An 18,999-nucleotide genomic window follows, 5' to 3' on the forward strand; every position below is an offset into this window, starting at 1 on the left:
ACTCAAACCCGACAACTGCGTCCTGACGTGGTATCATTTTTGTCCCGGATGCGCAGCGATTGCAGTCGTATGCTCGCCGTCCCTTTTTCGACGACAGCCACCGTCATCGTGTCGGGCTCGAAGGTCACCTCGAGGTCGGCGCCGGCATCGACGGCAGTGCCGATCATCACCAGATCGACGAATTCCCTCCCATCGTTATCGCCGAAGATGGCGCGCTTGATACCCAACCAACTTTGGACCGGCACCCTGACCGGGTCGCATTCGTTTGCGTAGGCCAGAGTCACGCTGCCCCGAGGCCTGGCGCCGTTATGCACGAGATAGATGCCTTGGCCACCGACAAGCCAGAAACCGGGCGAATCTCGACCGTTCATGGCTCGCACCGAAACCGGCCATTGCCGGACGGCCTCGTTCCAGAGCGCCTTCAGCCTCGCATGAGGGAAGGTCAGCTTCACTGAAGTTGGTTCCGCCGAGCTGCGTAGTTACGAGTTGCGATCGCGTCGGCAATCTGGTCGCGTGGCACAACGCACACGATCTGGGCATCATTCGGCAGGGCGAACGTCAGCCAATAGGTTTCGGCGTCGTACGCGGCGATCACCACGACGGCTTCGACGTAGGCAGCCTTGCTGTTGTCGGCGACGGAAAACCCAGCGTCCGTCAGCGCGGTGCGTTCCTGTTCGTCAAACTTCACGGCGTCATCTCGTGTCTGGAGGATGCCCCCGCAACTCGCGGTTTACCCACACCGCTTACGGAAACCTCGTTAAATCGCATTAAGGTTGTGAAGGATCGGCAATGTCCGGCGACGACGGGAGCCCGACGACTCAAGCGTCACGGCTGCGCGAACGAGACCCAAGCCATTGAATGATCCTTCTTGTCAGCGCCGCGTCCCTCAATATTCAGCAAGCATCCACTGGTGGCGCCGCAGCGCCCTACCGCGACTGCGTCCAGATGTCGCGCTCATCGTCCATGGTCAGGACGATCGGCATCGGCTTCGGCTGGATCGGTTGTTACCGCGATTTAACTGGCTGATCTCTCCGGATCGGGCGAGGGCTGCACGCGAGCACACCGTCCGCGAGAACGACCAACTATGCCGGAAATTGAAATCACCGACGAGTGCCGCGCTCTGATTGCGGCCGAGTTCCCGTCCGACGATACTGGACAACGCCTGGCAAGCGGCAAATGGCAGATACAGATCGATGAGGTGACGTGGCAAATGCTGCACAAGGCACGCCGGCCCGGCGAGTCAGTATCGGACTGCATCATTCGCGTTATCATCATCATCCAGCACAAGCGCGGCTTGCTGTAGCTGCTGCCAACGGGAAAGGTGCCGGCCACATCTCGACCGAACCGACAATCATGGAGGTTCGTCCCTCGACCCCAGAGACGTGGAATAGGAACGGCAGAACAATTCACGAGATGGAGCCAAAACTAGTAAACGGAGGACGATTTCGCTCTTGAGAAGCAAAAAGGTAAATCCTGGCCCGCTACGTCGTTTCTGACGTTAGCACAGCAGGTTTGGATTGCATTTGCGCGCTACGGCCGCGCTAACATTTCCATATTAAGCCACTACATGTGAGGCCGCAGCGCACATCGCACACCCACCCGGTACCCACCATGATCCCCTTCTCCGTGCTCGACCTCGCTCCCATCCGAAGAGGTGGCGATGCGGCGCAGGCATTTCGCAATTCGCTCGATCTCGCCCAGCATGCCGAACGCTGGGGTTTTAAGCGGTTCTGGCTGGCCGAGCATCACAACATGACGGGCATCGCCAGCGCGGCAACGTCGGTGGTGATCGGACATGTCGCGGGCGGGACCAGGACGATCCGGGTCGGGTCCGGCGGGATCATGCTGCCGAACCATTCGCCGCTGGTCATCGCCGAGCAGTTTGGCACGCTGGAGTCGCTCTATCCCGGGCGGATCGATCTCGGGCTCGGCCGCGCGCCGGGCACCGATCAGTTCACGGCGCGGGCATTGCGGCGCGACCTCGCGACGAGTTCCGAAAACTTTCCACACGACGTGCTGGAGTTGCAGGCGCTGCTCGGTGATGTCCAGCCGAACCAGGCGATCCGCGCCGTGCCCGGCTTTGGGACGAAGGTGCCGCTCTGGATCCTGGGATCGAGCACCTTCGGCGCGCAGCTTGCCGCGATGCTCGGGCTGCCCTTCGCGTTCGCCTCGCATTTCGCGCCTCAAATGATGATGCCGGCGCTGCGCGAATATCGGGCGCGCTTCGAGCCGTCGGCGCAGCTCGACAAACCCTATGCGATGGTCGGCGTCAACGTGTTCGCCGCCGAGAGCGACGCGGAGGCGCAGCGGATGTTCTCCTCGCTTCAGCAGCAGTTCATCAATCTGCGCCGCGGCACGCCCGGCCCGCTGCCGCCGCCGGTCGACGACATGGATGCGCTGTGGTCGCCGGCCGAGAAGGCCATGGTCGGCCAGTCGCTGTCCTGCTCCGCCGTCGGCTCGCCTGCCGTGGTCGAGGACAGGCTGAAGGCGCTAATCGCCGAGACCGGCGCGGACGAGCTGATGACAACAGGCCAGATCTACGATCACGCCGCGCGGCTGCGCTCGTTCGAGATCGCAGCCGAGGTGCGGGATAGGTTGGCGAAGCAGCCGGCGGTGTGAATCAAGTCCGCCCTAGTCCGGAAAGCCGAACAGCTTTGCCGGATTGTGCACCAGGATCTTCTCCAGCTCGGCCTGGTCGGGCACGTAGCGATACATCAGCTCGAGCAGGTCGGCGTCGTTGGGCGGCTGCTTGACGGAGACGGGATGCGGCCAGTCGCTGGCCCAGACGCAGCGGTCGATTGCGGCCTCGATATAGGCGTGCGCGATCGGGATGACGTCGTCGTAAGGCGGGCCGGCCTTCGAGGTCTTCTCGCCGAGCGACAGCATCACCCAGAAATTGCCCTTGGCGAGCAGCTCGAGCATCTTGCGCAGGTTCGGGTCGGCCTTGCCGGCTTCCGGATCGGGCCGCGCCATGTGGTCGATCAGCACCGGAACGTCGAGATTCTCGTACTTGGCGACGCTGGAGACGATGCCGTCCTTCTCGGGCTGGATCTTCACGTACCAGCCGAGCTCGCGGATGCGCGCGATGGCGCGGGCGAAATCGGCGTCCGACAGCACGGCGCCGAGCTCCTGGCGGAAACTGAAGCGCGCGCCGCGCACGCCCGCGTCATGCAGCTTGGCGAGATAAGCGTCGTTCGCCTCCGCGAACACCAGTGCGTTGGCGCAGCCGCGATAATTCGGGCCCATCGCGGCGAGGCCGTCGAGCACGACGGAATGATCCGCACCATAGGTCGTGGTCTGCACGATGATGCCGCGCTCGATGCCGAGCGTCTTGTGCACGCGCAGCGCTGCTTCCCAGGTCGCGCTCGGCATCCGATAGGCCGCGCCGGGGCGCTCCGGATATTTGTCGATGGGTCCGAGCACGTGAAACTGGCTGTCGACAGTCTTCGGCGGCGGCGCCTTGACCGGGCGGCGGGGGTTCGGATCGAACGGCAGATAGGTCGGCATGCAAATGCTCCTTCAGTCGATCACGGCGGTGAAGTCGCACTGTACCAGTGCGCCGCCGTCCATATTGTCCATCGGCAGCGCGTGGCGCGCCGGGCGCGAATGCTCGTCCGGAAACATTTTCAGCCACTCGACATTGACCGGGCCGCGCTGCGTACGGTCCTTCAGCCACACCGTCATCTTGATGATGTCGTCCGTGGTGCCGCCGGCGGCTTCCACCGTCGCCTTCATATGCGCGAACATGTTGGCGCATTGCGCGTCCAGGCTCGCAGGCATCACGCCGGCCGCATCACGGCCGAGGATGACACCGGACATCACGAGATTGCCGATGCGGCAGGCGTTGGGAATCGGGTTGGCGTGCTTGAAGCCGCCGATGTGGATGCTCTTGCGCCGCGTTTGACCCGTCATGGTGCGCTCCCTCTCTCTTATTGGTTTAGACGAACTGGCACGACACCGAGCCGAACGCGCCATAGTCGGCATGGAACGTGTCGCCGCGGCGGATGTCGACGGGACGGGTGAACGATCCCGCCAGCACCACCTCGCCGGCCGCAAGATATTCGTCATGCGGCGCAAGGCGGTTGGCGAGCCAGGCGATGCCATTGGCGGGATGATTGAGCACGCCGGCGGCAAGCCCGGTCTCCTCGACCTCACCATTGCGGAACAGCAGCGCGCCGATCCAGCGCAGGTCCGCGTCCATGGGACGGAACGGGCGGCCGCCAAGCACCAGCGCGGCATTGGCCGCGTTGTCCGAGATCGTGTCCATGACCTTCCGCGTTTTGCCGGTCTCGGGATCGACGCGATGCATGCGCGTCTCCAGGATTTCGAGCGCAGGCGTGACGTAGTCGGTGGCGTTGAGCACGTCGAAGATGGTGCAGTCAGGTCCGCGCAGCGGCGCCTTCAGCACGAAGGCGAGCTCGACCTCGATGCGCGGCGCGTGAAAGCGGTCGAACGGAATGGGCGTGGCGTCGGCATAGAACATGTCGGCGAACAGCACGCCGTAATCGGGCTCGGAGATGCCGACCGCGTTCTGCATCGCCTTCGAGGTCAGGCCGATCTTGTGTCCCTTGATGACGCGGCCGCGGCCGAGCTGAAGTTTCGTCCAGGCGCGCTGGATGGCGTAGGCATCCTCGATGGCGAAGTCGGGATATTCCTTCGAGAACATCGGGATCAGCGTCTTGCTGCGCTCGGCCTCATCCAGGCGCGCGGCCAGGCGTTCGATCGTGGCGGTATCAAGCATGGCTTACTGCTCCGCGGCGACGGTGTTGCGCAGCACGCCGATGCCAGTAGACTCGACCTCGACGACGTCGCCCACCCTCAGCCAGCGCGGCGGATCGAAACGCGCGCCCGCGCCCGTCGGCGTGCCTGTTACGATCATGTCGCCGGGCTTCAGGGTGGCAAAGGTGGAGAGATAGGAGATTAGGAAATCGAACGGGAACATCAGCCGCTCGGTCGTGTCCTGCTGCCGCACCTCGCCGTTGACGCGCGTGATGATGTCATGAGGCCCGCGCGGATCGAGCTCGTCAGACGTGACGATCCACGGCCCGATGCTGCCGGAGCGATCGAAATTCTTGCCCTGGGTGACGTTGAACTTGCCGTGGCGCAGCCAGTCGCGGATCGTGCCCTCATTGCACAGGGTCATGCCGAAGATGTGGGCGAAGGCCTGTTCGCGCGGGATGTGACGGCCGCCCCGGCCGATCACGATGACGAGCTCGCCTTCATAGTCGAGCTGGTCGGACACATGCGGCTTCTCGATCGGCCGGCCGGAGCCCGTCATCGACGACATGCTGCGCACGAACAGGCTGGGATATTTAGGCAGGTCCGAACTGTCTTTATACTCGGCATTGCGCTCGGCGTAGTTGACGCCGATGCACCAGAGCTTTTCCGGCGCCAGCACCGGCGGAAGCAGGACGAGGCTTTCCAGCGCGTGGTCGGGTTTTTGTCCGGCCACCGCTTCCTTCGCGTCCGCGAGCGCGTTGGCCGCGATCAGCGCTTTCACGTGGGAGAAGTCGCGGCCGATCCGCCTGGTCAGATCGACGACGCCGCCATCCACCGCCGCGCCATAGCGCGGCTCTCCGTCCAAGAGATAGCTTACGAGTCGCATTGTCGTGTTCTCCAATGGTCTTCAGGCACGAGGGCCCGCGCGATGGGCCGCGCGCTCAGTCTTTGGATTTGGGCGTCTGGAAGACAGTGTTCAGCGTCACGATCTCGCCGAGGCGGGCGTAGCGCGGGCCGCCGATGCGCGCGATCGGGTCGAGCGCCGCGGTCTCGACCTTGCCGTCGTTCACGAGGCCGTCGCGGATGTGGAACATCACGACCTCGCCGACGATCGGCCGGCTGCGGGCATCGCCGAATTCGAGGCACTGCCGGAAGCGACATTCCATCGCCACCGGTGCTGCCGCAAGCCGCGACACCTTGATCCGCTCGCACGGCAGCGTCTCCAGCCCGAGATGCTCGACCTCGCTGATTTCAGGCGGATGCTCGACGGAGCTGTCGTGCACCGCAGACATCAGCGGGGTATCGGCTATGTGGATCACGTATTCCTCGGTGTCGAGGATGTTGTGCGCGGTGTCCTTGTAGTCAGCGCCCTTGCGGCCGACGCTGATGGCCAGCATCGGCGGCTTCTGCGAGACGAAGGTGAAGGCGCTGAAGGGGGCGAGGTTGAGCACGCCGGAGCGCGACAGGCTCGTGACCCACGCGATCGGGCGCGGCACCACGATGCCGGTCATCAGCCGGTAGATGCGCTCCGCGCCGAGCTCGGTGGGGTCGATCCGCATCGATCAGTCAGCCTTGATGTTGGCCTTGCGCACGACCGGAATCCACTTGGCGTCCTCGCGCGCGAGATAGGCCTTGAACTCGTCCGGCGTCATCGGGGTGGATTCGCCGCCAAGCTTCTCGAACTTGTCGATCACACCGGGATCTTTCAGGATCGCAACCAGCGTCTCGTGAAGTTTGTCGACGATCGGCGCCGGCGTGCCGGCAGGCGCGAACAGGCCCGTAAAGGTCTGGCCGTCGAAATCCTTGTAGCCGAGCTCGGCGAAGGTCGGCACGTCAGGCAGCGACTTCAGGCGATGCGGGCTGGTGACGGCGAGCGCGCGGAACAGGCCGGCCTTGATGTGCTGGAGGCTGACCGTGAGCTGGTCGAATGCGAACTGCACCTGTCCGCCCAGGAGATCGTTGATCGCCGGCGCGTTGCCGCGGTAATGCGCGGTGACCCATTGCAGATCGAGGCTCGACTGCATCAGCTCGCTGAGCAGATGGTTGGTGGTGCCGGGGCCGGGCGAGGCCATGGTCAGCTTGCCGGGCTCGCGCTTGGCGAGCTCGATGAATTCCTTGAACGTCGTGGCCTGCACGGACGGGTGCACTTCGAGCACCAGCGGCGTCATCGAGATCGTCGAGATCGGAAGAAAATCCTTCTTCCAGTTATAGGCCTCGCGCTTGTTGATCTCAGTCGCGAACAGCACCGGACCGTTGGCACCGACGAACAGCGTGTAACCGTCGGGCGCCGATTTCGCGAAGGCTTCGCCCGCGATCATGCCGCCGGCGCCGGCCTTGTTCTCGATGATGAAGGGCTGGCCGAGCTTTTCCTGGAGCTTGTCGGCGACGATGCGCGCGGCGCTGTCGACATTACCGCCGGCCGGATAGGGCACGATCAGCTTGACGCTGCGCGCCGGCCATTGCTGGCCCGATGCGGGTCCCGCCAGCATCGCGGCTGCGGCAGCTATGGCAATCCAGATTAATCTCATGTTAACCTCCCGGCGGCGCTTCCAATTCCATATCGAATGCCGTGACGTCGCGCATGGCGCTCGATCGCGGCGCAATCTCCAGATGAGCGCTTTACCTGTCGAGTGAATTGTGGCGTTCTTGTCCATAATATGGACAAGACAAACTCCGCAACATCCGCCCGCGGAACGGCAGAGCCGCGACAGGGCGCGCAGGCGATCCGGCGCGCCCTCGCGGTGCTGCGTATTCTTGCCGCAGGCCGCGAAGACGGCGTGCCACTGGCCGAGGTCGTGCGCGCGACCGGCCTCACCCGCCCGACGGTGCATCGCATCGTCCACGTGCTGATCGAGGAAGGCATCGTCGAACGTTACGAGCGAACCGGCCGCTACGCGATCGGCAACCAGGTGCCGGAGCTCGCACTTGCGCGCCCGCGGCCGTCGCGGCTGCTGGTCGCGGCAAATCCGTCGCTGCGGCGTGCCTCCACCGAGATCGGCGACACGCTGTTCCTGACGGTGCGGACCGGCAACGACACGCTGTGCGTCGATCGCAGGATCGGCATCTATCCGATCCAGGTGCTGTCGATCGAGGTCGGCGCGCGCCGGCCGCTCGGCGTCTCTAGCGCAGGCGTCGCCATCCTCGCCGCGATGCCGGCGCAGGACGCGCGAAAAATCGTCGCGGCCAACGAGAAGCGATTCGGGGCCTACCGGACCGACGTCGCGACGGTGCTCGGCCAGGTCACCGCCGCGAGACGGCTGGGGTATGGCATGCGGGAGATCGGCCTCGTGCAGGGCACGAAATCGATCTCCACCTGGATCAAGACCCCGGACGGACAGCCGGCCGCAGCGATGACGGTCTCCGCCGTTCGGACGAGGCTCGGCCCCCGCCGCGAGCAGGAAGTCGTGGAGATCCTGCTGCGGGAGGCGCGCACGATCGAGCAGGCGATCCGGGGTTAGGCGGCGCTGTCAATGGGCTGACTTCGCGCACCATTTTGTGGCACAACGGCCGCCTCCGCCGACCGACCAACGAGGCCACGCATGCCCGCGCCGAAACCGCCAGCCTTCGAGACCCTGAGCCTGCACGCGGGACAGCATCCGGATCCCGCGACCGGCGCCCGCGCGGTGCCGATCTACCAGACCACGTCCTATGTGTTCCAGGATTCCGACCACGCCGCCGCGCTGTTCAATCTGGAGCGCGCCGGCCACATCTATACGCGCATCTCCAATCCGACCACCGGTGTGCTGGAAGAGCGGCTCGCGGCGCTCGAAGGCGGCGTCGGCGCGATCTGCACCGCAAGCGGCATGGCCGCGCTGCATCTGGCCATCGCGACGCTTTTGAATGCCGGCGACCATATCGTGGCGTCGAGCTCGCTCTATGGCGGCACCATCAATTTGCTGGCGCACACGCTGCCGCGTTTCGGCATCACCACGACCTTCGTCAAGCCGCGCGATCTCGACGCGTTCCGTGCGGCGATCAGGCCGAACACCCGGCTCGTGATCGGCGAGACCATCGGCAATCCCGGGCTCGAGGTGCTGGACATTCCGAAGGTCGCGGCGATCGCGCATGAGGCAAAGATTCCGCTGCTGATCGACAATACGTTTGCCACGCCCTATCTCAGCCGTCCCATCGAGTTAGGCGCCGACATCGTAATGCATTCGGCAACCAAATGGATCGGCGGCCACGGCATCGCGATCGGCGGCGCCATCGTCGACGGCGGCCGGTTCGACTGGCGTAGCTCCGGAAAGTTCGGCGTGCTGACCGAGCCCTATGGCGGTTATCACGGCATCGTTTTCGACGAACAGTTCGGCACGAGCGCCTTCATCATGCGCGCGCGCACCGAGGGCCTGCGCGATTTCGGCGCCTGCTTGTCCCCGACCAACGCCTTCCAGCTCTTGCAGGGCGTGGAGACGCTCGGCGTGCGCATGGACCGGCATATCCAGAACACACATCTGGTGCTGGAGGCGCTGAAGTCGAACAAGGCCGTCGATTGGGTGCTACATCCTTCGCTGGAGGATCACACGGACTACCAGCTTGCAAAGCAATTGCTGCCGCGCGGCGCAGGCTCGATCGTCTCCTTCGGCATCAAGGGCGGGCGACCCGCCGGCCGAAAATTCATCGAGTCGCTGCGCATGATCAGCCACCTCGCCAATGTCGGCGACGCCAAGACACTGGTGATCCACCCGGCCTCGACCACGCATCAGCAGATGGATGCCGAACAGCTCAAGGCCGCCGGCATCGGCGAAGAGCTGGTGCGGCTGTCGGTCGGCATCGAGACGGCAAGCGACATCATCGACGATCTTGCGCAGGCGCTGCGCATCTCGCAAAAGGTCTGACACCATGAAGCTCACTGTCAACGGCGCCGAGGTGTTTGTCGCAAACGGCGGCCGCGAGTTCGACAAGTCCCTGCCCGCGGTCGCGTTCATCCACGGCGCCGGCTTCGATCACTCGACCTGGGCGCTGCATACGCGCTGGTTCGCCCATCACGGATTTTCCGTGCTGGCGCCCGACCTGCCCGGCCACGGCCGCTCGGCCGGACCTTCGCTGTCAACGATCGCCGAGATGGCGGACTGGACGGCGGCATTGCTCGCCGCGGCCGGCGTGGCTAAGGCGCACCTGATCGGCCATTCCATGGGATCGCTGATCTCGCTGGAGACGGCGGCGCGTCACCCCGACAAGGTGTCCGCGCTGAGCCTGATCGGCACCGCCGCGACCATGTCAGTCGGCCCGGATCTGCTGAAAGCGGCCGAGGCCAACTCGCAGGATGCCAACGACATGGTGTCGATCTGGGGCCTCGGCTTCAACGCCGAGCTCGGCGGCAGCCTCGCGCCGGGCCTGTGGATGCATGGCGGCGCACAGGCGGTGCTGAAGTCTTGCGAGCCGGGCGTGCTGTTCAGGGATTTGTCGGCCTGCAATGCTTACGCGAATGCGCTGACTGCTGCCGCGAGCGTCAAGGTGGCGACGACGCTCATCCTCGGCGAACGCGACATGATGACACCGGCGAAGGCGGGCAAGGCGCTCGCCGCGGCGATCCCGCATGCGAAGACCGTCGTGGTGCCGGGCGCGGGCCACATGATCATGGCAGAGCGCCCGGATGAATTGCTGACGGCGTTGAGGGGCTGAGGGTTTAGATAGAAGACAGCCTCCACGGGCGTCATGGCCGGGCTTGTCCCGGCCATCCACGTCTAGCTATTCGGGACGAAGAACGTGGATGCCCGGGACAAGCCCGGGCATGACGACGTCTTCCTAGCCTCATCTTACGAACCCGGCGTCCACTTCCAGACGATGTCGGAGACGTTGACCGGCTTCGGGATCAGGCCGAGCTTTGCAAAACGGTCGGCGACGGCCTGCTGCGTCCTGATCACCTCCGCGTCGAGCGGCACCACGCTGTAGACGGAGCGGTTGACGAAGCGCCTGACAGCTTCGATGTCGACGCCGGTCGCCTCGGCCTGCGCCTTTGCGACCTCCTCGTGATGCTGCTCCGCCCACTTGCCTTCGGAGGCGAAGGTCGTGTTGAGCTTCGCGACCAGCGACGGATATTTCTCGACGAAGTCGGTGTTGGCGATGTAGTAGGCGTTCGGCTTGTGCACGTCCTTGTCGAAGACGAGAACGCGGGCGTTCTCCTTCAATTCAGCGAGCGCGAGATAGGGATCCCAGATCGACCAGGCGTCGACCGAGCCTTTCACGAAGGCCGCCGTCGCATCGGCCGGCGCGAGCGGCGCGGGCGTGATGTCGGACCAGGACAGGCCGGCCTTTTCGAGCGAGGCGACCAGGAGATTGTGCGCGCTCGATCCCTTGCCGAAGGCGACGCGCTTGCCTTTGAGATCGGCGAGCGTCTTGATGGCTGAATCCTTCGGCACGATGATCGCCTGGTTGTCGCCCTCGGACTTCACGGCCGCGACATATTTTATTTTTGCGCCGCCGGCTTGCGCGAAGATCGGCGGCGTGTCGCCGACGAAGCCGAAATCGACGCTGCCGACGTTGATGGCCTCCAGCAGCGGCGGACCGAACTGGAAGTCGATCCATCTGACTTCGATGCCGAGCGGCCTGAAGGCGTTTTCGAGCGTTTGACGCTGGCGCACCGCCGGGAAGAAGCCGCCCTTCTGGGTGCCGATGCGGATTTCCGCCGGCTTTTCCTCGGCGCGTGCGGGTGCGGCCAGGGCGGTTGCGAGGAGAAGCGCTGCGGTCAGGATATGTCGTCGTGCAATCATGTTGCGGTCCTTTGCGTCAGGTTCAGTTGGCGAAGAGTGGGGAATTGGCACGGCGGCTCCGCTCCGAAAACACCGCACGCGCGGCTCGTTCGGCCTCGCGCGCCGAGCGGAACTGGCGGCCTTCGAGGCTGTCGAACAGGCGCTCGGAGGAGAAAAAGCGGAAGCCGCGCTCATCTCTTGTGATGATGCCGGCGGCGCGGTCTTGGATTTCAATGATGTAGGCGTTGGACTGGATTTGGGACATGACTGCTCGTTCGCCGGAATCTCGGCGTTCCTGTCGTGGGATTTGTGCTGTGGGAGGTTGCTAGGAGGCGATCAGCAACAACAACAGGCGCCGGTTGCCGCCGAGAAACAGCGCCGCGTCATGCACGCGTGCATGTCGCTGGGATTACGCTGGTGATCGGTTCTCATATCGCGACATCAAGCCCGAGGAGCAGTTTCGATGCTGCGAATATTGAGCGATTGGCGCGTTCGGTCAATGAAATGGCTATCCATATTTGGCACGAGCGCGCTGGCGCGCTTCTCCCGGTGCAAGCACCGACAGACGGATTCATCTCGCAATGAGTTCAACAGGCGCGGGCGGCGGGCATGGTACGCTCGCGCGACGTCAAAGCAGACAATTTGGGAGATCCGGACATGGCGGATGATCTGAAGGGGCGCACCGCGCTCGTCACCGGTGGCTCGCGCGGGATTGGCGCAGCCGTCTGTCGCGCCCTGGCCGCATCAGGCGCGGCGGTGGCGATCAACTGCCGGGAGCAGATCGGGCAAGCCGAAAAGCTGGCAGGCGAAATCGGCAAGCAAGGCGGACGCGCCATTGTCGCTGCCGCCGACGTCTCGCAGCGCGACGCCGTGGCTACAATGGTCGAGCGCGTCACGGCCGGGCTCGGACCGATCGACATCCTCGTCAACAATGCCGGCATCGCCATCACGCGCGGCGTTGACGATCTCACCGAGGACGATTTCGACCGTACCATCCTGGTCAACCTGAAATCAGTCTTCCTGTGCACGCAGGCGGTGCTGCCGTCGATGCGCGCACAGAAATGGGGCCGCATCGTCAACATCTCCTCGGGCGCGGCGCGCGGTGCCGGCTCGATCGGCCCGCACTACAATGCATCCAAGGCCGGCATGGAGGGCCTTACGCGCGGTTATGCGGCGCGGTTGGTGAAGGAAGGCATCACCGTCAACGCGGTAGCTCCGTCACTGATCGAGACCGACATGATGAGCGGCCAGCCCCAGCTCGTCAGCCGCATCCCGCTCGGCCGCTTCGGCACGGCCGATGAGGTGGCGAAAACCGTGATGCTGCTGGTCGACAATGCCTACATGACCGGGCAGACCATCGCGCTGAGTGGCGGGATGGCGTTTAACTAGGAGCGAAGATGGTGCCGCCTTTCCTTCTCCCCTTGCGGGAGAAGGTGGCGCGAAGCGCCGGATGAGGGGTATCTCTCGGCGCGCACCGCTCTTCGTGAGCCGTAGGGTGGGCAAAGCGGAGCGTGCCCACCATTTCTATCGCGGTGTTGGATGGGTGGTGGGCACGGCGCAAGTGCGCCTTTGCCCACCCTACGGCTCCTTTTCGTGAGGAGAGATACCCCTCACCCGTCTCGCCGCTTCGCGGCGATCCACCCTCTCCCACAAGGGGGAGAGGGTAAGAGAGAGCTACCACATCGTCGCCGCAGCGCGCTCCGGCCAGATGCGGTCGTACTCCGCGCCGCCGACCTTGTTCTCGCTCATCTCGGCGAGAATCTGGCCGGGCGTCGGCAGCGTCTTCGGATCGATCCGCTTGTCGGGATTCCAGAGGTCGGAGCGGACGATGGCGCGGGCGCACTGGAAATAGATTTCGTCCACATTCATCACCATGACGCTGCGCGGCGCCTTGCCCTCGACCTTGAACGAGGCGAGCAGCTCGGGATCGACGGAGAGACAAGCGCGGCCGTTGGCCCGCACCGCATTGCCGGAACCGGGGATCAGGAACATCAGCGACACCCTGGGATCGCGCACGATGTTGCGCAAGGAGTCGACCCGGTTGTTGCCGCGGCGATCCGGCAGCATCAGCGTCTTCGGATCATGGATGCGAACGAAGCCGGGGAGATCGCCCCGCGGCGAGCAGTCGATCCCTTCCGGCCCGATGGTGGCGAGCGCGGCAAACGGCGCCTTCTCGATGAAGATGCGGTAGAGCGGGGTAACGTGGTCGGCGACTTTCACGGTCGAGGCATCACCAACGGCACCGTAGATGGCCTCCAGCTGTTCGACCGTTTCAATCACCGACATTCCGTTCTCCTTGTTGCGCCGGCTATTCGTGCCAGCCTTCGTTCCTGATCACACGCACGAGCTGGCGGCTGTGATAGTCCGCGCTGCCCGCGTTGAGGATGGTGACATCGGCATTGGCCGATGCGTCGTCGACGCTGCGCGCGAGGCGATCCGCGATATTGCCGTCGCTGTGCCGGGCCCGGGCAGCAAGCCGCTGCGCCAGCACGTCAGGCGGCGCCGTGATCGCGACCACGACGACGTTGGTATAGGCCTGGCGGAGCGCGCCGATCACCGTGCGCGAGACATTGGCGACGACGGCCCGGCCGGCGAGGATGCCATCATTGATTTCGAGCGGAAGAGCGTAGGAATGACCGTGTGCTTCCCAGTGCACGGCGAAATCGCCGTGCTCGCGCGCGCGGCGGAATTCGTCCTGGCTCATCGCCATGTTGTCTTCGGTTTCGGAAGATTCGCGCGTCACGACACGGCGCGGAAAGACGATGTCGCGATCGTCGACGCAGGCCGCCTGTGCGAGCCGCAACAGCGTGTCCTTGCCGGCACCGCTGGGACCGACCACGAGCACGAGCCGCCCGGGTCCGATCCCGCTGGCCTCATCGTGTGCCATGGTCGCGGTCTCGCTCATGCGACGCGGTTTCCTTCGCGCCAGACGCTGCGGACCACGGGAACGTCGCCTGCGACATGCACGCGGATCAGGTCAGCGCGCTTGCCGATCGCGACCTCGCCACGATCCAAAAGGCCAACCGCCTCGGCCGGCGCCTTCGTCACGGTACGAACCGCCGCCGGCAGGCTGATCGCGGGCACATGCTCCGGCAATTGCAGCGCGGCCATCAGGAGGCTGGACGGGATGTAGTCCGACGACAGGATGTCGAGCAGGCCCTCGCGGGCGAGATCGACCGCGGCGATGTTGCCGGAGTGCGAGCCGCCGCGCACGACGTTCGGCGCACCCATCAGGATGTCGATGCCGGCCTGATGCAGGCCGCGCGCGGCCTCCAGCGTCGTCGGGAACTCCGCCACCGAGACGCGATCGCGCACGGCGTCCACGACGTTCTCCTCGGTGGTGTCGTCGTGGCTCGCCAGCGGAATGTTGTATTTGTGCGCCAGCGACACGATCTCGCGCATGTTGGTCGCGGCATAGAGCTTCTGATACTCGAAGCGCTTCGCGAACAGCTCGTCGAGCTCGGCATCGGTCTTGCCGCCGCCCTTGCCGCGATAATAGTCGCGCAGCTTGACCTCGTCGCGGAACTGGCGCTGGCCGGGCGTGTGGTCCATCAGCGACATCAGCTTGACGTCGGGACGATCGATCAGCTCCTTGGCCTCCTCCACCACGCTCGGCATCGGGATTTCGCAGCGCAGATGCAGGAAGTGGTCGGCGCGCAGCAGGTCGGCATCGCGGGCGGTCGTGATGGCGGCGGCGAGCACGCCGGCGCGGCCATCGACTTCCTCGGCGCCGTCCTCGCGCCAGACCCGGAGCGAGTCGAACACGGTGGTGATGCCTGACGTCGCGAGCTGGCCGTCATAGGAGATGACGGCAGCGACCGGGTTCCAGAACACCTTTGGGCGCGGCACGTAATGCGCTTCGAGGTGGTCGGTGTGGAGCTCGATCAGGCCGGGCATGATGAGGTCGCCGCCGGCATCCTCGGCGCCCGCAGGCGCCCTGCCCTCGCCGATCTCGGCGATGCGTCCATCCGCGAGAGCGAGCCAGCCCTGCTCGATCACCCGGTCAGCCAGCACGATCCTGGCGTTGGCGATCACTGTGTCCTTCGGCTTGGCGTTCATTTCCATTTCCTTCAGGCGGCGGCGGCAAAGCTGGTGACGTCAACAATACGGTCGGCAATCAAATGGCGGATTTCGTCGTCGTGGACAATGGCGACCATGGCGACGCCCTGGCACTTCTTCTCCGCGACCAGATCGACCACGACGGCGCGGTTGGCGGCATCGAGCGAGGCGGTCGGCTCGTCCAGCAGCAGGATCGGCAGCTCCGAGATGAAGCCGCGCGCGATGTTGACGCGCTGCTGCTCGCCGCCGGAGAAAGTCGCGGGCGGCAACTGCCAGAGTCTTTCAGGAATGTTGAGGCGGTGCAGCAACTCGCCGGCGCGGGCCTGTGCGTCGGCGCGGGCCGTGCCGTTCACGATCAGTGGCTCCGCGACGACGTCGATGGTCGCAACACGCGGCACCGCCCGCAAAAACTGGCTGACGTAGCCGATGGTGGAGCGGCGGATGTTGAGGACCTGCCGCGGCTCGGCGGTGGCGAGATCGACCACCGCGCCGCGGTGGCGGATGCCGATGCGGCCGGAGTCGCAGCGGTAGTTGCCAAAGATCATCTTCAGGATCGACGACTTGCCGGCCCCGGACGGGCCTGAGAGCACGACGCATTCGCCCGGGTTGACGTGGAAGGTCACGCCGCTGACGACAGGCAATTCGATGCCGCCCTGCAGGTGCATCGTAAAGGTCTTTTTCGCGGCGGCGATGTCGATCATGGCGGTCATCGGAAAACTCATCTTGGAAGGCTTATGGCGGCAAAATCGAGGAGACGAGGAGCTGGGTATAGGGCTCGCGGGGGTCATCGAGCACCTGGTCGGTGAGACCGGTCTCGATGACACGGCCGCCCTTCATCACCATCACGCGATGCGACAGCAGTCGCGCGACCGCGAGATCGTGGGTGACGATGATGACGGCGAGGTGCAGCTCCGCGACGAGGCTGCGCACGAGGTCGAGCAGGCGCGCCTGGACAGACACGTCCAGACCGCCGGTCGGCTCGTCCATGAACACCAGCCGCGGCTCGGTGACGAGGTTGCGCGCGATCTGGAGACGCTGGCGCATGCCGCCGGAATAGGTGCGCGGTGCATCGTCGATGCGCGCGATGTCGATCTCGACGCGGGTGAGCCAGTCCGACGCGGTATCGCGAATGCGGCCGTAGTGATTCCAGCCCACCGCCATCAGCCGCTCGCCGACATTGGCGCCGGCCGAGACCGCCATGCGCAGGCCCTGCGCGGGATCCTGGTGGACATAGCCCCAGTCGGTGCGGAACAGGAAGCGTCGCTCGGCTTCGCCAAGGCTCGTGAGATCGCGGGTGACGCCGTCACGCATCCGGTACGACACCTGGCCGGCGCTCGGCGCGAGCTGGCCCGACAGCATTTGCAGCAGCGTCGACTTGCCCGAGCCGGACTCGCCGACGATCGCCAGCACCTCGCCGGGGTAGAGCGAGAACGACACGTCGCGGCACGCGGCGATGCGGCCATAGGATTTGCTGAGGGATTCTGCGACCAGCAGCGGCTGGTCGTTTTCGAGCTTATCGAGATCAGCCATGTCTTGATCAGCCATGTGAGCCCGCCTTGTCCTTGTACGGCGCGGCGCTGAGGCTGCCGTGATGGCCGGCGGCCTGGCGGCCCTCGCAATAGTCGGTGTCCGAGCACACGAACATGCGCCCGCCCTTGTCGTCGGTGACGATCTCGTCGAGATAGGAATTCTCGGCCGCGCACAGCGCGCAGGGCGCGTTGAAGCGGTACGGCTCGAACGGGTGATCCTCGAAATCGAGCGACACCACCTGCGTATAGGGCGGGATCGCATAGATGCGCTTCTCGCGACCGGCGCCGAACAATTGCAGCGCCGGGCAATTGTCCATCTTGGGATTGTCGAATTTCGGCGTCGGCGACGGGTCCATCACGTAGCGCGCGTTCACCTTCACCGGATAGGCGTAGGCGGTGGCGATGTGGCCGAAGCGGGCGATGTCCTCGTAGAGCTTCACATGCATCAGGCCGTATTCGGCCAGCGCATGCATGCGCCGCGTCTCGGTCTCGCGCGGTTCGAGGAAACGCAACGGCTCCGGGATCGGCACCTGATAGACCAGCACCTGGTTCGCGTGCAGCGCGGTCTCCGGGATGCGGTGACGGGTCTGGATCACGGTCGCATCTTCTGTTGCCGTGGTCGTGGCGACGCCGGCGGTCTTGGCGAAGAATTTGCGGATCGAGATCGCATTCGTCGTGTCGTCGGAACCCTGGTCGATCACCTTCAGCACATCCTGCGGCCCCAGGATCGCCGCGGTCACCTGCACGCCGCCGGTGCCCCAGCCATAGGGCATCGGCATTTCACGGCTGGCGAACGGCACCTGATAACCCGGAATAGCAATCGCCTTGAGGATCGCGCGGCGGATCATCCGCTTGGTCTGCTCGTCGAGATAGGCGAAATTGTAGGCGGGCGCGTTCATTCCGCGGCCTCCTTCATGGCGTCGGGCGCATTGGCCTCGGCAAATTCCTTGCGCAGCTTGCGAAGGAGGCCGAGCTCGGACTGGAAGTCGACATAATGCGGCAGCTTCAGATGCTCGACGAAGCCGGTCGCCTGGACGTTGTCCGAATGCGACATCACGAATTCTTCATCTTGCGCCGGGGCTACGGCCTCTTCGCCGAGCTCGCGGGCACGCAGCGCCCGGTCGACCAGCGCCATCGACATGGTCTTGCGCTCGCTCTGGCCGAAGGCAAGACCATAGCCGCGGGTGAAGCACGGCGCTTCCGTCGCCGAACCCTTGAACTGGTTGACCATCTGGCACTCGGTGAGCTCGATGGAGCCGAGCGGCACCGCGAAGCCGACGTCTTCCGCGAAAAATTCGACCTCGACCTCGCCGAAGCGGATCTCGCCGACGAAGGGATGGTTACGGCCGTAACCACGCTGGGTGGAATAACCCATCGCCAGCAGAAAGCCTTCGTCACCGCGCGCGAGGTTTTGCAGGCGCAGGTCGCGATCGGCCGGGAAGTTCAGCGGTTCGCGCGTGAGATCGCCGACGCTGGCGCCGTCTTCGGCCCGCGGAGAGGACTCGATCAGCCCGTCGCGGCCCAGAATGTCGGTCACACGCGGCGTGGGCGCCGTCGAAGCTTCGGCCGTCGCCGGCACTTCAGGCACAAAGCCCTGGCCAAGCGAGGGATCGAGCAGACGATGCGTGTAGTCGAAGGTCGGCCCGAGGATCTGGCCGCCGGGAATGTCCTTGAAGGTCGCCGACACCCGCCGCTGCACCCGCATCGCGCCGGTCTCGACCGGCTCGCTGGCGCCGAAGCGCGGCAGGGTGGCGCGGAAGGCGCGGACCAGGAAGATCGCCTCGATCAGGTCCCCGCGCGCCTGCTTGATCGCGAGCGCCGCGAGCTCGCGGTCATAGAGCGACCCTTCGCTCATGACGCGGTCCACGGCGAGGCCAAGCTGCTCCGAGATCTGATCCAGCGTGACCTCGGAAACGCTCTGGTCGCCACGCCGCGCATTGGCGAGCAGGCGATGGGCGTTCTCGATGGCGCGCTCGCCGCCTTTGACTGCGACATACATGCGA

General features: G+C 65.0%; 24 protein-coding genes. 7 read left to right on the plus strand and 17 right to left on the minus strand.

Features of this window, described 5'->3' with window-relative positions:
- Positions 1–2 precede the first annotated feature (2 nt).
- Both AB7290_RS39890 and AB7290_RS39895 read right to left on the minus strand, forming a co-directional pair.
- Complete coding sequence (locus AB7290_RS39890) at positions 3–452, minus strand: DUF3085 domain-containing protein (protein WP_071909249.1); 450 nt, start codon at positions 450–452, stop codon at positions 3–5.
- The gene (locus AB7290_RS39895) at positions 449–688 is read right to left on the minus strand and encodes a hypothetical protein (RefSeq protein WP_085400900.1); all 240 of its coding nucleotides are present in this window, start codon (positions 686–688) and stop codon (positions 449–451) included. Before AB7290_RS39895 ends, AB7290_RS39890 begins: the two co-directional genes overlap by 4 nt.
- A 170-nt stretch (positions 689–858) precedes the next feature.
- Here AB7290_RS39895 and AB7290_RS39900 point away from each other — a divergent pair, with 170 nt between their 5' ends.
- From AB7290_RS39900 to AB7290_RS39910, 3 genes are all read left to right on the plus strand, one after another.
- Complete coding sequence (locus tag AB7290_RS39900; protein WP_161495807.1) at positions 859–1,026, plus strand: hypothetical protein; 168 nt, start codon at positions 859–861, stop codon at positions 1,024–1,026.
- A gap of 58 nt (positions 1,027–1,084) precedes the next feature.
- On the plus strand, positions 1,085–1,303 hold the full coding sequence (locus AB7290_RS39905; protein ID WP_028151408.1) for a hypothetical protein: 219 nt from the start codon (positions 1,085–1,087) through the stop codon (positions 1,301–1,303).
- A gap of 308 nt (positions 1,304–1,611) precedes the next feature.
- Positions 1,612–2,619, plus strand: coding sequence for an LLM class flavin-dependent oxidoreductase (locus tag AB7290_RS39910; RefSeq protein ID WP_085400898.1), 1,008 nt, complete (start codon positions 1,612–1,614; stop codon positions 2,617–2,619).
- 12 nt (positions 2,620–2,631) lie between these two features.
- Here the strand turns inward: AB7290_RS39910 and AB7290_RS39915 are convergent, their stop codons facing one another.
- The 6 genes from AB7290_RS39915 to AB7290_RS39940 are packed head-to-tail and all read right to left on the minus strand — an operon-like array spanning position 2,632 to position 7,247.
- On the minus strand, positions 2,632–3,507 hold the full coding sequence (locus AB7290_RS39915; RefSeq protein WP_085400896.1) for an amidohydrolase family protein: 876 nt from the start codon (positions 3,505–3,507) through the stop codon (positions 2,632–2,634).
- Between the two features lie 12 nt (positions 3,508–3,519).
- Entirely contained in the window at positions 3,520–3,912 is a 393-nt protein-coding gene (locus tag AB7290_RS39920) for a RidA family protein (RefSeq protein ID WP_028159133.1), read from the minus strand.
- A gap of 25 nt (positions 3,913–3,937) precedes the next feature.
- Positions 3,938–4,741: a 2-oxo-hept-4-ene-1,7-dioate hydratase gene (hpaH, locus tag AB7290_RS39925; RefSeq protein ID WP_085400894.1), complete on the minus strand. Its 804-nt coding sequence runs from the start codon at positions 4,739–4,741 to the stop codon at positions 3,938–3,940.
- Positions 4,742–4,744: 3 nt separating this feature from the next.
- Positions 4,745–5,605 carry a fumarylacetoacetate hydrolase family protein gene (locus AB7290_RS39930; RefSeq protein ID WP_441254382.1) on the minus strand — a complete coding sequence of 287 codons (861 nt, stop codon included), beginning with the start codon at positions 5,603–5,605 and terminating at the stop codon, positions 4,745–4,747.
- Positions 5,606–5,660: 55 nt separating this feature from the next.
- Positions 5,661–6,278 carry a flavin reductase family protein gene (locus AB7290_RS39935; protein ID WP_085400890.1) on the minus strand — a complete coding sequence of 206 codons (618 nt, stop codon included), beginning with the start codon at positions 6,276–6,278 and terminating at the stop codon, positions 5,661–5,663.
- A gap of 3 nt (positions 6,279–6,281) precedes the next feature.
- Positions 6,282–7,247 carry a Bug family tripartite tricarboxylate transporter substrate binding protein gene (locus AB7290_RS39940; RefSeq protein ID WP_085400888.1) on the minus strand — a complete coding sequence of 322 codons (966 nt, stop codon included), beginning with the start codon at positions 7,245–7,247 and terminating at the stop codon, positions 6,282–6,284.
- A 129-nt stretch (positions 7,248–7,376) separates the two neighbouring features.
- Between AB7290_RS39940 and AB7290_RS39945 the strand changes: the two genes are divergently transcribed.
- From AB7290_RS39945 to AB7290_RS39955, 3 genes are all read left to right on the plus strand, one after another.
- Positions 7,377–8,177 carry an IclR family transcriptional regulator gene (locus AB7290_RS39945; protein WP_085400886.1) on the plus strand — a complete coding sequence of 267 codons (801 nt, stop codon included), beginning with the start codon at positions 7,377–7,379 and terminating at the stop codon, positions 8,175–8,177.
- 81 nt (positions 8,178–8,258) lie between these two features.
- A complete protein-coding gene (locus AB7290_RS39950; RefSeq protein WP_085400885.1) occupies positions 8,259–9,554 on the plus strand; it encodes an O-acetylhomoserine aminocarboxypropyltransferase in 1,296 nt (431 codons plus the stop codon).
- A gap of 4 nt (positions 9,555–9,558) precedes the next feature.
- A complete protein-coding gene (locus tag AB7290_RS39955; protein ID WP_085400883.1) occupies positions 9,559–10,341 on the plus strand; it encodes an alpha/beta fold hydrolase in 783 nt (260 codons plus the stop codon).
- 134 nt (positions 10,342–10,475) lie between these two features.
- Here the strand turns inward: AB7290_RS39955 and AB7290_RS39960 are convergent, their stop codons facing one another.
- Together AB7290_RS39960 and AB7290_RS39965 are read right to left on the minus strand one after the other, a co-directional pair.
- A complete protein-coding gene (locus AB7290_RS39960) occupies positions 10,476–11,429 on the minus strand; it encodes an aliphatic sulfonate ABC transporter substrate-binding protein (RefSeq protein ID WP_085400882.1) in 954 nt (317 codons plus the stop codon).
- Between the two features lie 22 nt (positions 11,430–11,451).
- Positions 11,452–11,673 carry a hypothetical protein gene (locus AB7290_RS39965; protein WP_085400880.1) on the minus strand — a complete coding sequence of 74 codons (222 nt, stop codon included), beginning with the start codon at positions 11,671–11,673 and terminating at the stop codon, positions 11,452–11,454.
- Positions 11,674–12,065: 392 nt separating this feature from the next.
- On the opposite strand from AB7290_RS39965, the gene AB7290_RS39970 reads away from it, so the two are divergent.
- The gene (locus tag AB7290_RS39970; RefSeq protein WP_085400974.1) at positions 12,066–12,797 is read left to right on the plus strand and encodes an SDR family NAD(P)-dependent oxidoreductase; all 732 of its coding nucleotides are present in this window, start codon (positions 12,066–12,068) and stop codon (positions 12,795–12,797) included.
- Between the two features lie 285 nt (positions 12,798–13,082).
- On the opposite strand, the gene AB7290_RS39975 is transcribed toward AB7290_RS39970, so the two are convergent.
- From AB7290_RS39975 to AB7290_RS40005, 7 genes are read right to left on the minus strand one after another with little or no spacing between them, the layout of a single operon-like run.
- Positions 13,083–13,694, minus strand: a complete 612-nt coding sequence (locus tag AB7290_RS39975) for a pyridoxamine 5'-phosphate oxidase family protein (RefSeq protein WP_071909237.1) — start codon at positions 13,692–13,694, stop codon at positions 13,083–13,085.
- 22 nt (positions 13,695–13,716) lie between these two features.
- Positions 13,717–14,313: a phosphonate metabolism protein/1,5-bisphosphokinase (PRPP-forming) PhnN gene (gene phnN / locus AB7290_RS39980; protein ID WP_085400879.1), complete on the minus strand. Its 597-nt coding sequence runs from the start codon at positions 14,311–14,313 to the stop codon at positions 13,717–13,719.
- The gene (locus AB7290_RS39985) at positions 14,310–15,467 is read right to left on the minus strand and encodes an alpha-D-ribose 1-methylphosphonate 5-triphosphate diphosphatase (RefSeq protein ID WP_085400972.1); all 1,158 of its coding nucleotides are present in this window, start codon (positions 15,465–15,467) and stop codon (positions 14,310–14,312) included. Before AB7290_RS39985 ends, phnN begins: the two co-directional genes overlap by 4 nt.
- Before the next feature lie 11 nt (positions 15,468–15,478).
- On the minus strand, positions 15,479–16,177 hold the full coding sequence (phnL, locus tag AB7290_RS39990) for a phosphonate C-P lyase system protein PhnL (RefSeq protein ID WP_085400877.1): 699 nt from the start codon (positions 16,175–16,177) through the stop codon (positions 15,479–15,481).
- Between the two features lie 22 nt (positions 16,178–16,199).
- On the minus strand, positions 16,200–16,997 hold the full coding sequence (gene phnK, locus AB7290_RS39995) for a phosphonate C-P lyase system protein PhnK (RefSeq protein ID WP_085400875.1): 798 nt from the start codon (positions 16,995–16,997) through the stop codon (positions 16,200–16,202).
- A 7-nt stretch (positions 16,998–17,004) separates the two neighbouring features.
- Positions 17,005–17,895: an alpha-D-ribose 1-methylphosphonate 5-phosphate C-P-lyase PhnJ gene (locus tag AB7290_RS40000; RefSeq protein WP_085400873.1), complete on the minus strand. Its 891-nt coding sequence runs from the start codon at positions 17,893–17,895 to the stop codon at positions 17,005–17,007.
- Positions 17,892–18,995 (minus strand): carbon-phosphorus lyase complex subunit PhnI, encoded by a 1,104-nt coding sequence (locus tag AB7290_RS40005; RefSeq protein ID WP_085400872.1) that lies wholly within the window; start codon positions 18,993–18,995, stop codon positions 17,892–17,894. The genes AB7290_RS40000 and AB7290_RS40005 overlap by 4 nt, the downstream gene beginning before the upstream one ends.
- Positions 18,996–18,999: the final 4 nt, after the last annotated feature.

This window comes from Bradyrhizobium sp. 613_E4_N2_2, assembly GCF_052075995.1.
Taxonomy (GTDB): Bacteria; Pseudomonadota; Alphaproteobacteria; order Rhizobiales; family Xanthobacteraceae; genus Bradyrhizobium; species Bradyrhizobium barranii.

What these genes read in the sequence shown, in the direction of transcription:
- AB7290_RS39905 (WP_028151408.1), top strand. Translation starts at nt 1,085, where the DNA reads ATGCCGGAAATTGAAATCACCGACGAGTGCCGCGCTCTGATTGCGGCC.
- AB7290_RS39955 (WP_085400883.1), top strand. Translation starts at nt 9,559, where the DNA reads ATGAAGCTCACTGTCAACGGCGCCGAGGTGTTTGTCGCAAACGGCGGC.
- AB7290_RS39970 (WP_085400974.1), top strand. Translation starts at nt 12,066, where the DNA reads ATGGCGGATGATCTGAAGGGGCGCACCGCGCTCGTCACCGGTGGCTCG.
- phnN (WP_085400879.1), bottom strand. Translation starts at nt 14,313, where the DNA reads ATGAGCGAGACCGCGACCATGGCACACGATGAGGCCAGCGGGATCGGA.
- AB7290_RS39915 (WP_085400896.1), bottom strand. Translation starts at nt 3,507, where the DNA reads ATGCCGACCTATCTGCCGTTCGATCCGAACCCCCGCCGCCCGGTCAAG.
- AB7290_RS39965 (WP_085400880.1), bottom strand. Translation starts at nt 11,673, where the DNA reads ATGTCCCAAATCCAGTCCAACGCCTACATCATTGAAATCCAAGACCGC.
- AB7290_RS39985 (WP_085400972.1), bottom strand. Translation starts at nt 15,467, where the DNA reads ATGAACGCCAAGCCGAAGGACACAGTGATCGCCAACGCCAGGATCGTG.
- AB7290_RS39945 (WP_085400886.1), top strand. Translation starts at nt 7,377, where the DNA reads ATGGACAAGACAAACTCCGCAACATCCGCCCGCGGAACGGCAGAGCCG.
- AB7290_RS39910 (WP_085400898.1), top strand. Translation starts at nt 1,612, where the DNA reads ATGATCCCCTTCTCCGTGCTCGACCTCGCTCCCATCCGAAGAGGTGGC.
- AB7290_RS39950 (WP_085400885.1), top strand. Translation starts at nt 8,259, where the DNA reads ATGCCCGCGCCGAAACCGCCAGCCTTCGAGACCCTGAGCCTGCACGCG.
- AB7290_RS39900 (WP_161495807.1), top strand. Translation starts at nt 859, where the DNA reads ATGATCCTTCTTGTCAGCGCCGCGTCCCTCAATATTCAGCAAGCATCC.
- AB7290_RS39975 (WP_071909237.1), bottom strand. Translation starts at nt 13,694, where the DNA reads ATGTCGGTGATTGAAACGGTCGAACAGCTGGAGGCCATCTACGGTGCC.
- phnK (WP_085400875.1), bottom strand. Translation starts at nt 16,997, where the DNA reads ATGGCTGATCTCGATAAGCTCGAAAACGACCAGCCGCTGCTGGTCGCA.
- phnL (WP_085400877.1), bottom strand. Translation starts at nt 16,177, where the DNA reads ATGACCGCCATGATCGACATCGCCGCCGCGAAAAAGACCTTTACGATG.
- AB7290_RS39940 (WP_085400888.1), bottom strand. Translation starts at nt 7,247, where the DNA reads ATGAGATTAATCTGGATTGCCATAGCTGCCGCAGCCGCGATGCTGGCG.
- AB7290_RS40005 (WP_085400872.1), bottom strand. Translation starts at nt 18,995, where the DNA reads ATGTATGTCGCAGTCAAAGGCGGCGAGCGCGCCATCGAGAACGCCCAT.
- AB7290_RS39930 (WP_441254382.1), bottom strand. Translation starts at nt 5,605, where the DNA reads ATGCGACTCGTAAGCTATCTCTTGGACGGAGAGCCGCGCTATGGCGCG.
- AB7290_RS40000 (WP_085400873.1), bottom strand. Translation starts at nt 17,895, where the DNA reads ATGAACGCGCCCGCCTACAATTTCGCCTATCTCGACGAGCAGACCAAG.
- AB7290_RS39960 (WP_085400882.1), bottom strand. Translation starts at nt 11,429, where the DNA reads ATGATTGCACGACGACATATCCTGACCGCAGCGCTTCTCCTCGCAACC.
- AB7290_RS39935 (WP_085400890.1), bottom strand. Translation starts at nt 6,278, where the DNA reads ATGCGGATCGACCCCACCGAGCTCGGCGCGGAGCGCATCTACCGGCTG.
- AB7290_RS39920 (WP_028159133.1), bottom strand. Translation starts at nt 3,912, where the DNA reads ATGACGGGTCAAACGCGGCGCAAGAGCATCCACATCGGCGGCTTCAAG.
- hpaH (WP_085400894.1), bottom strand. Translation starts at nt 4,741, where the DNA reads ATGCTTGATACCGCCACGATCGAACGCCTGGCCGCGCGCCTGGATGAG.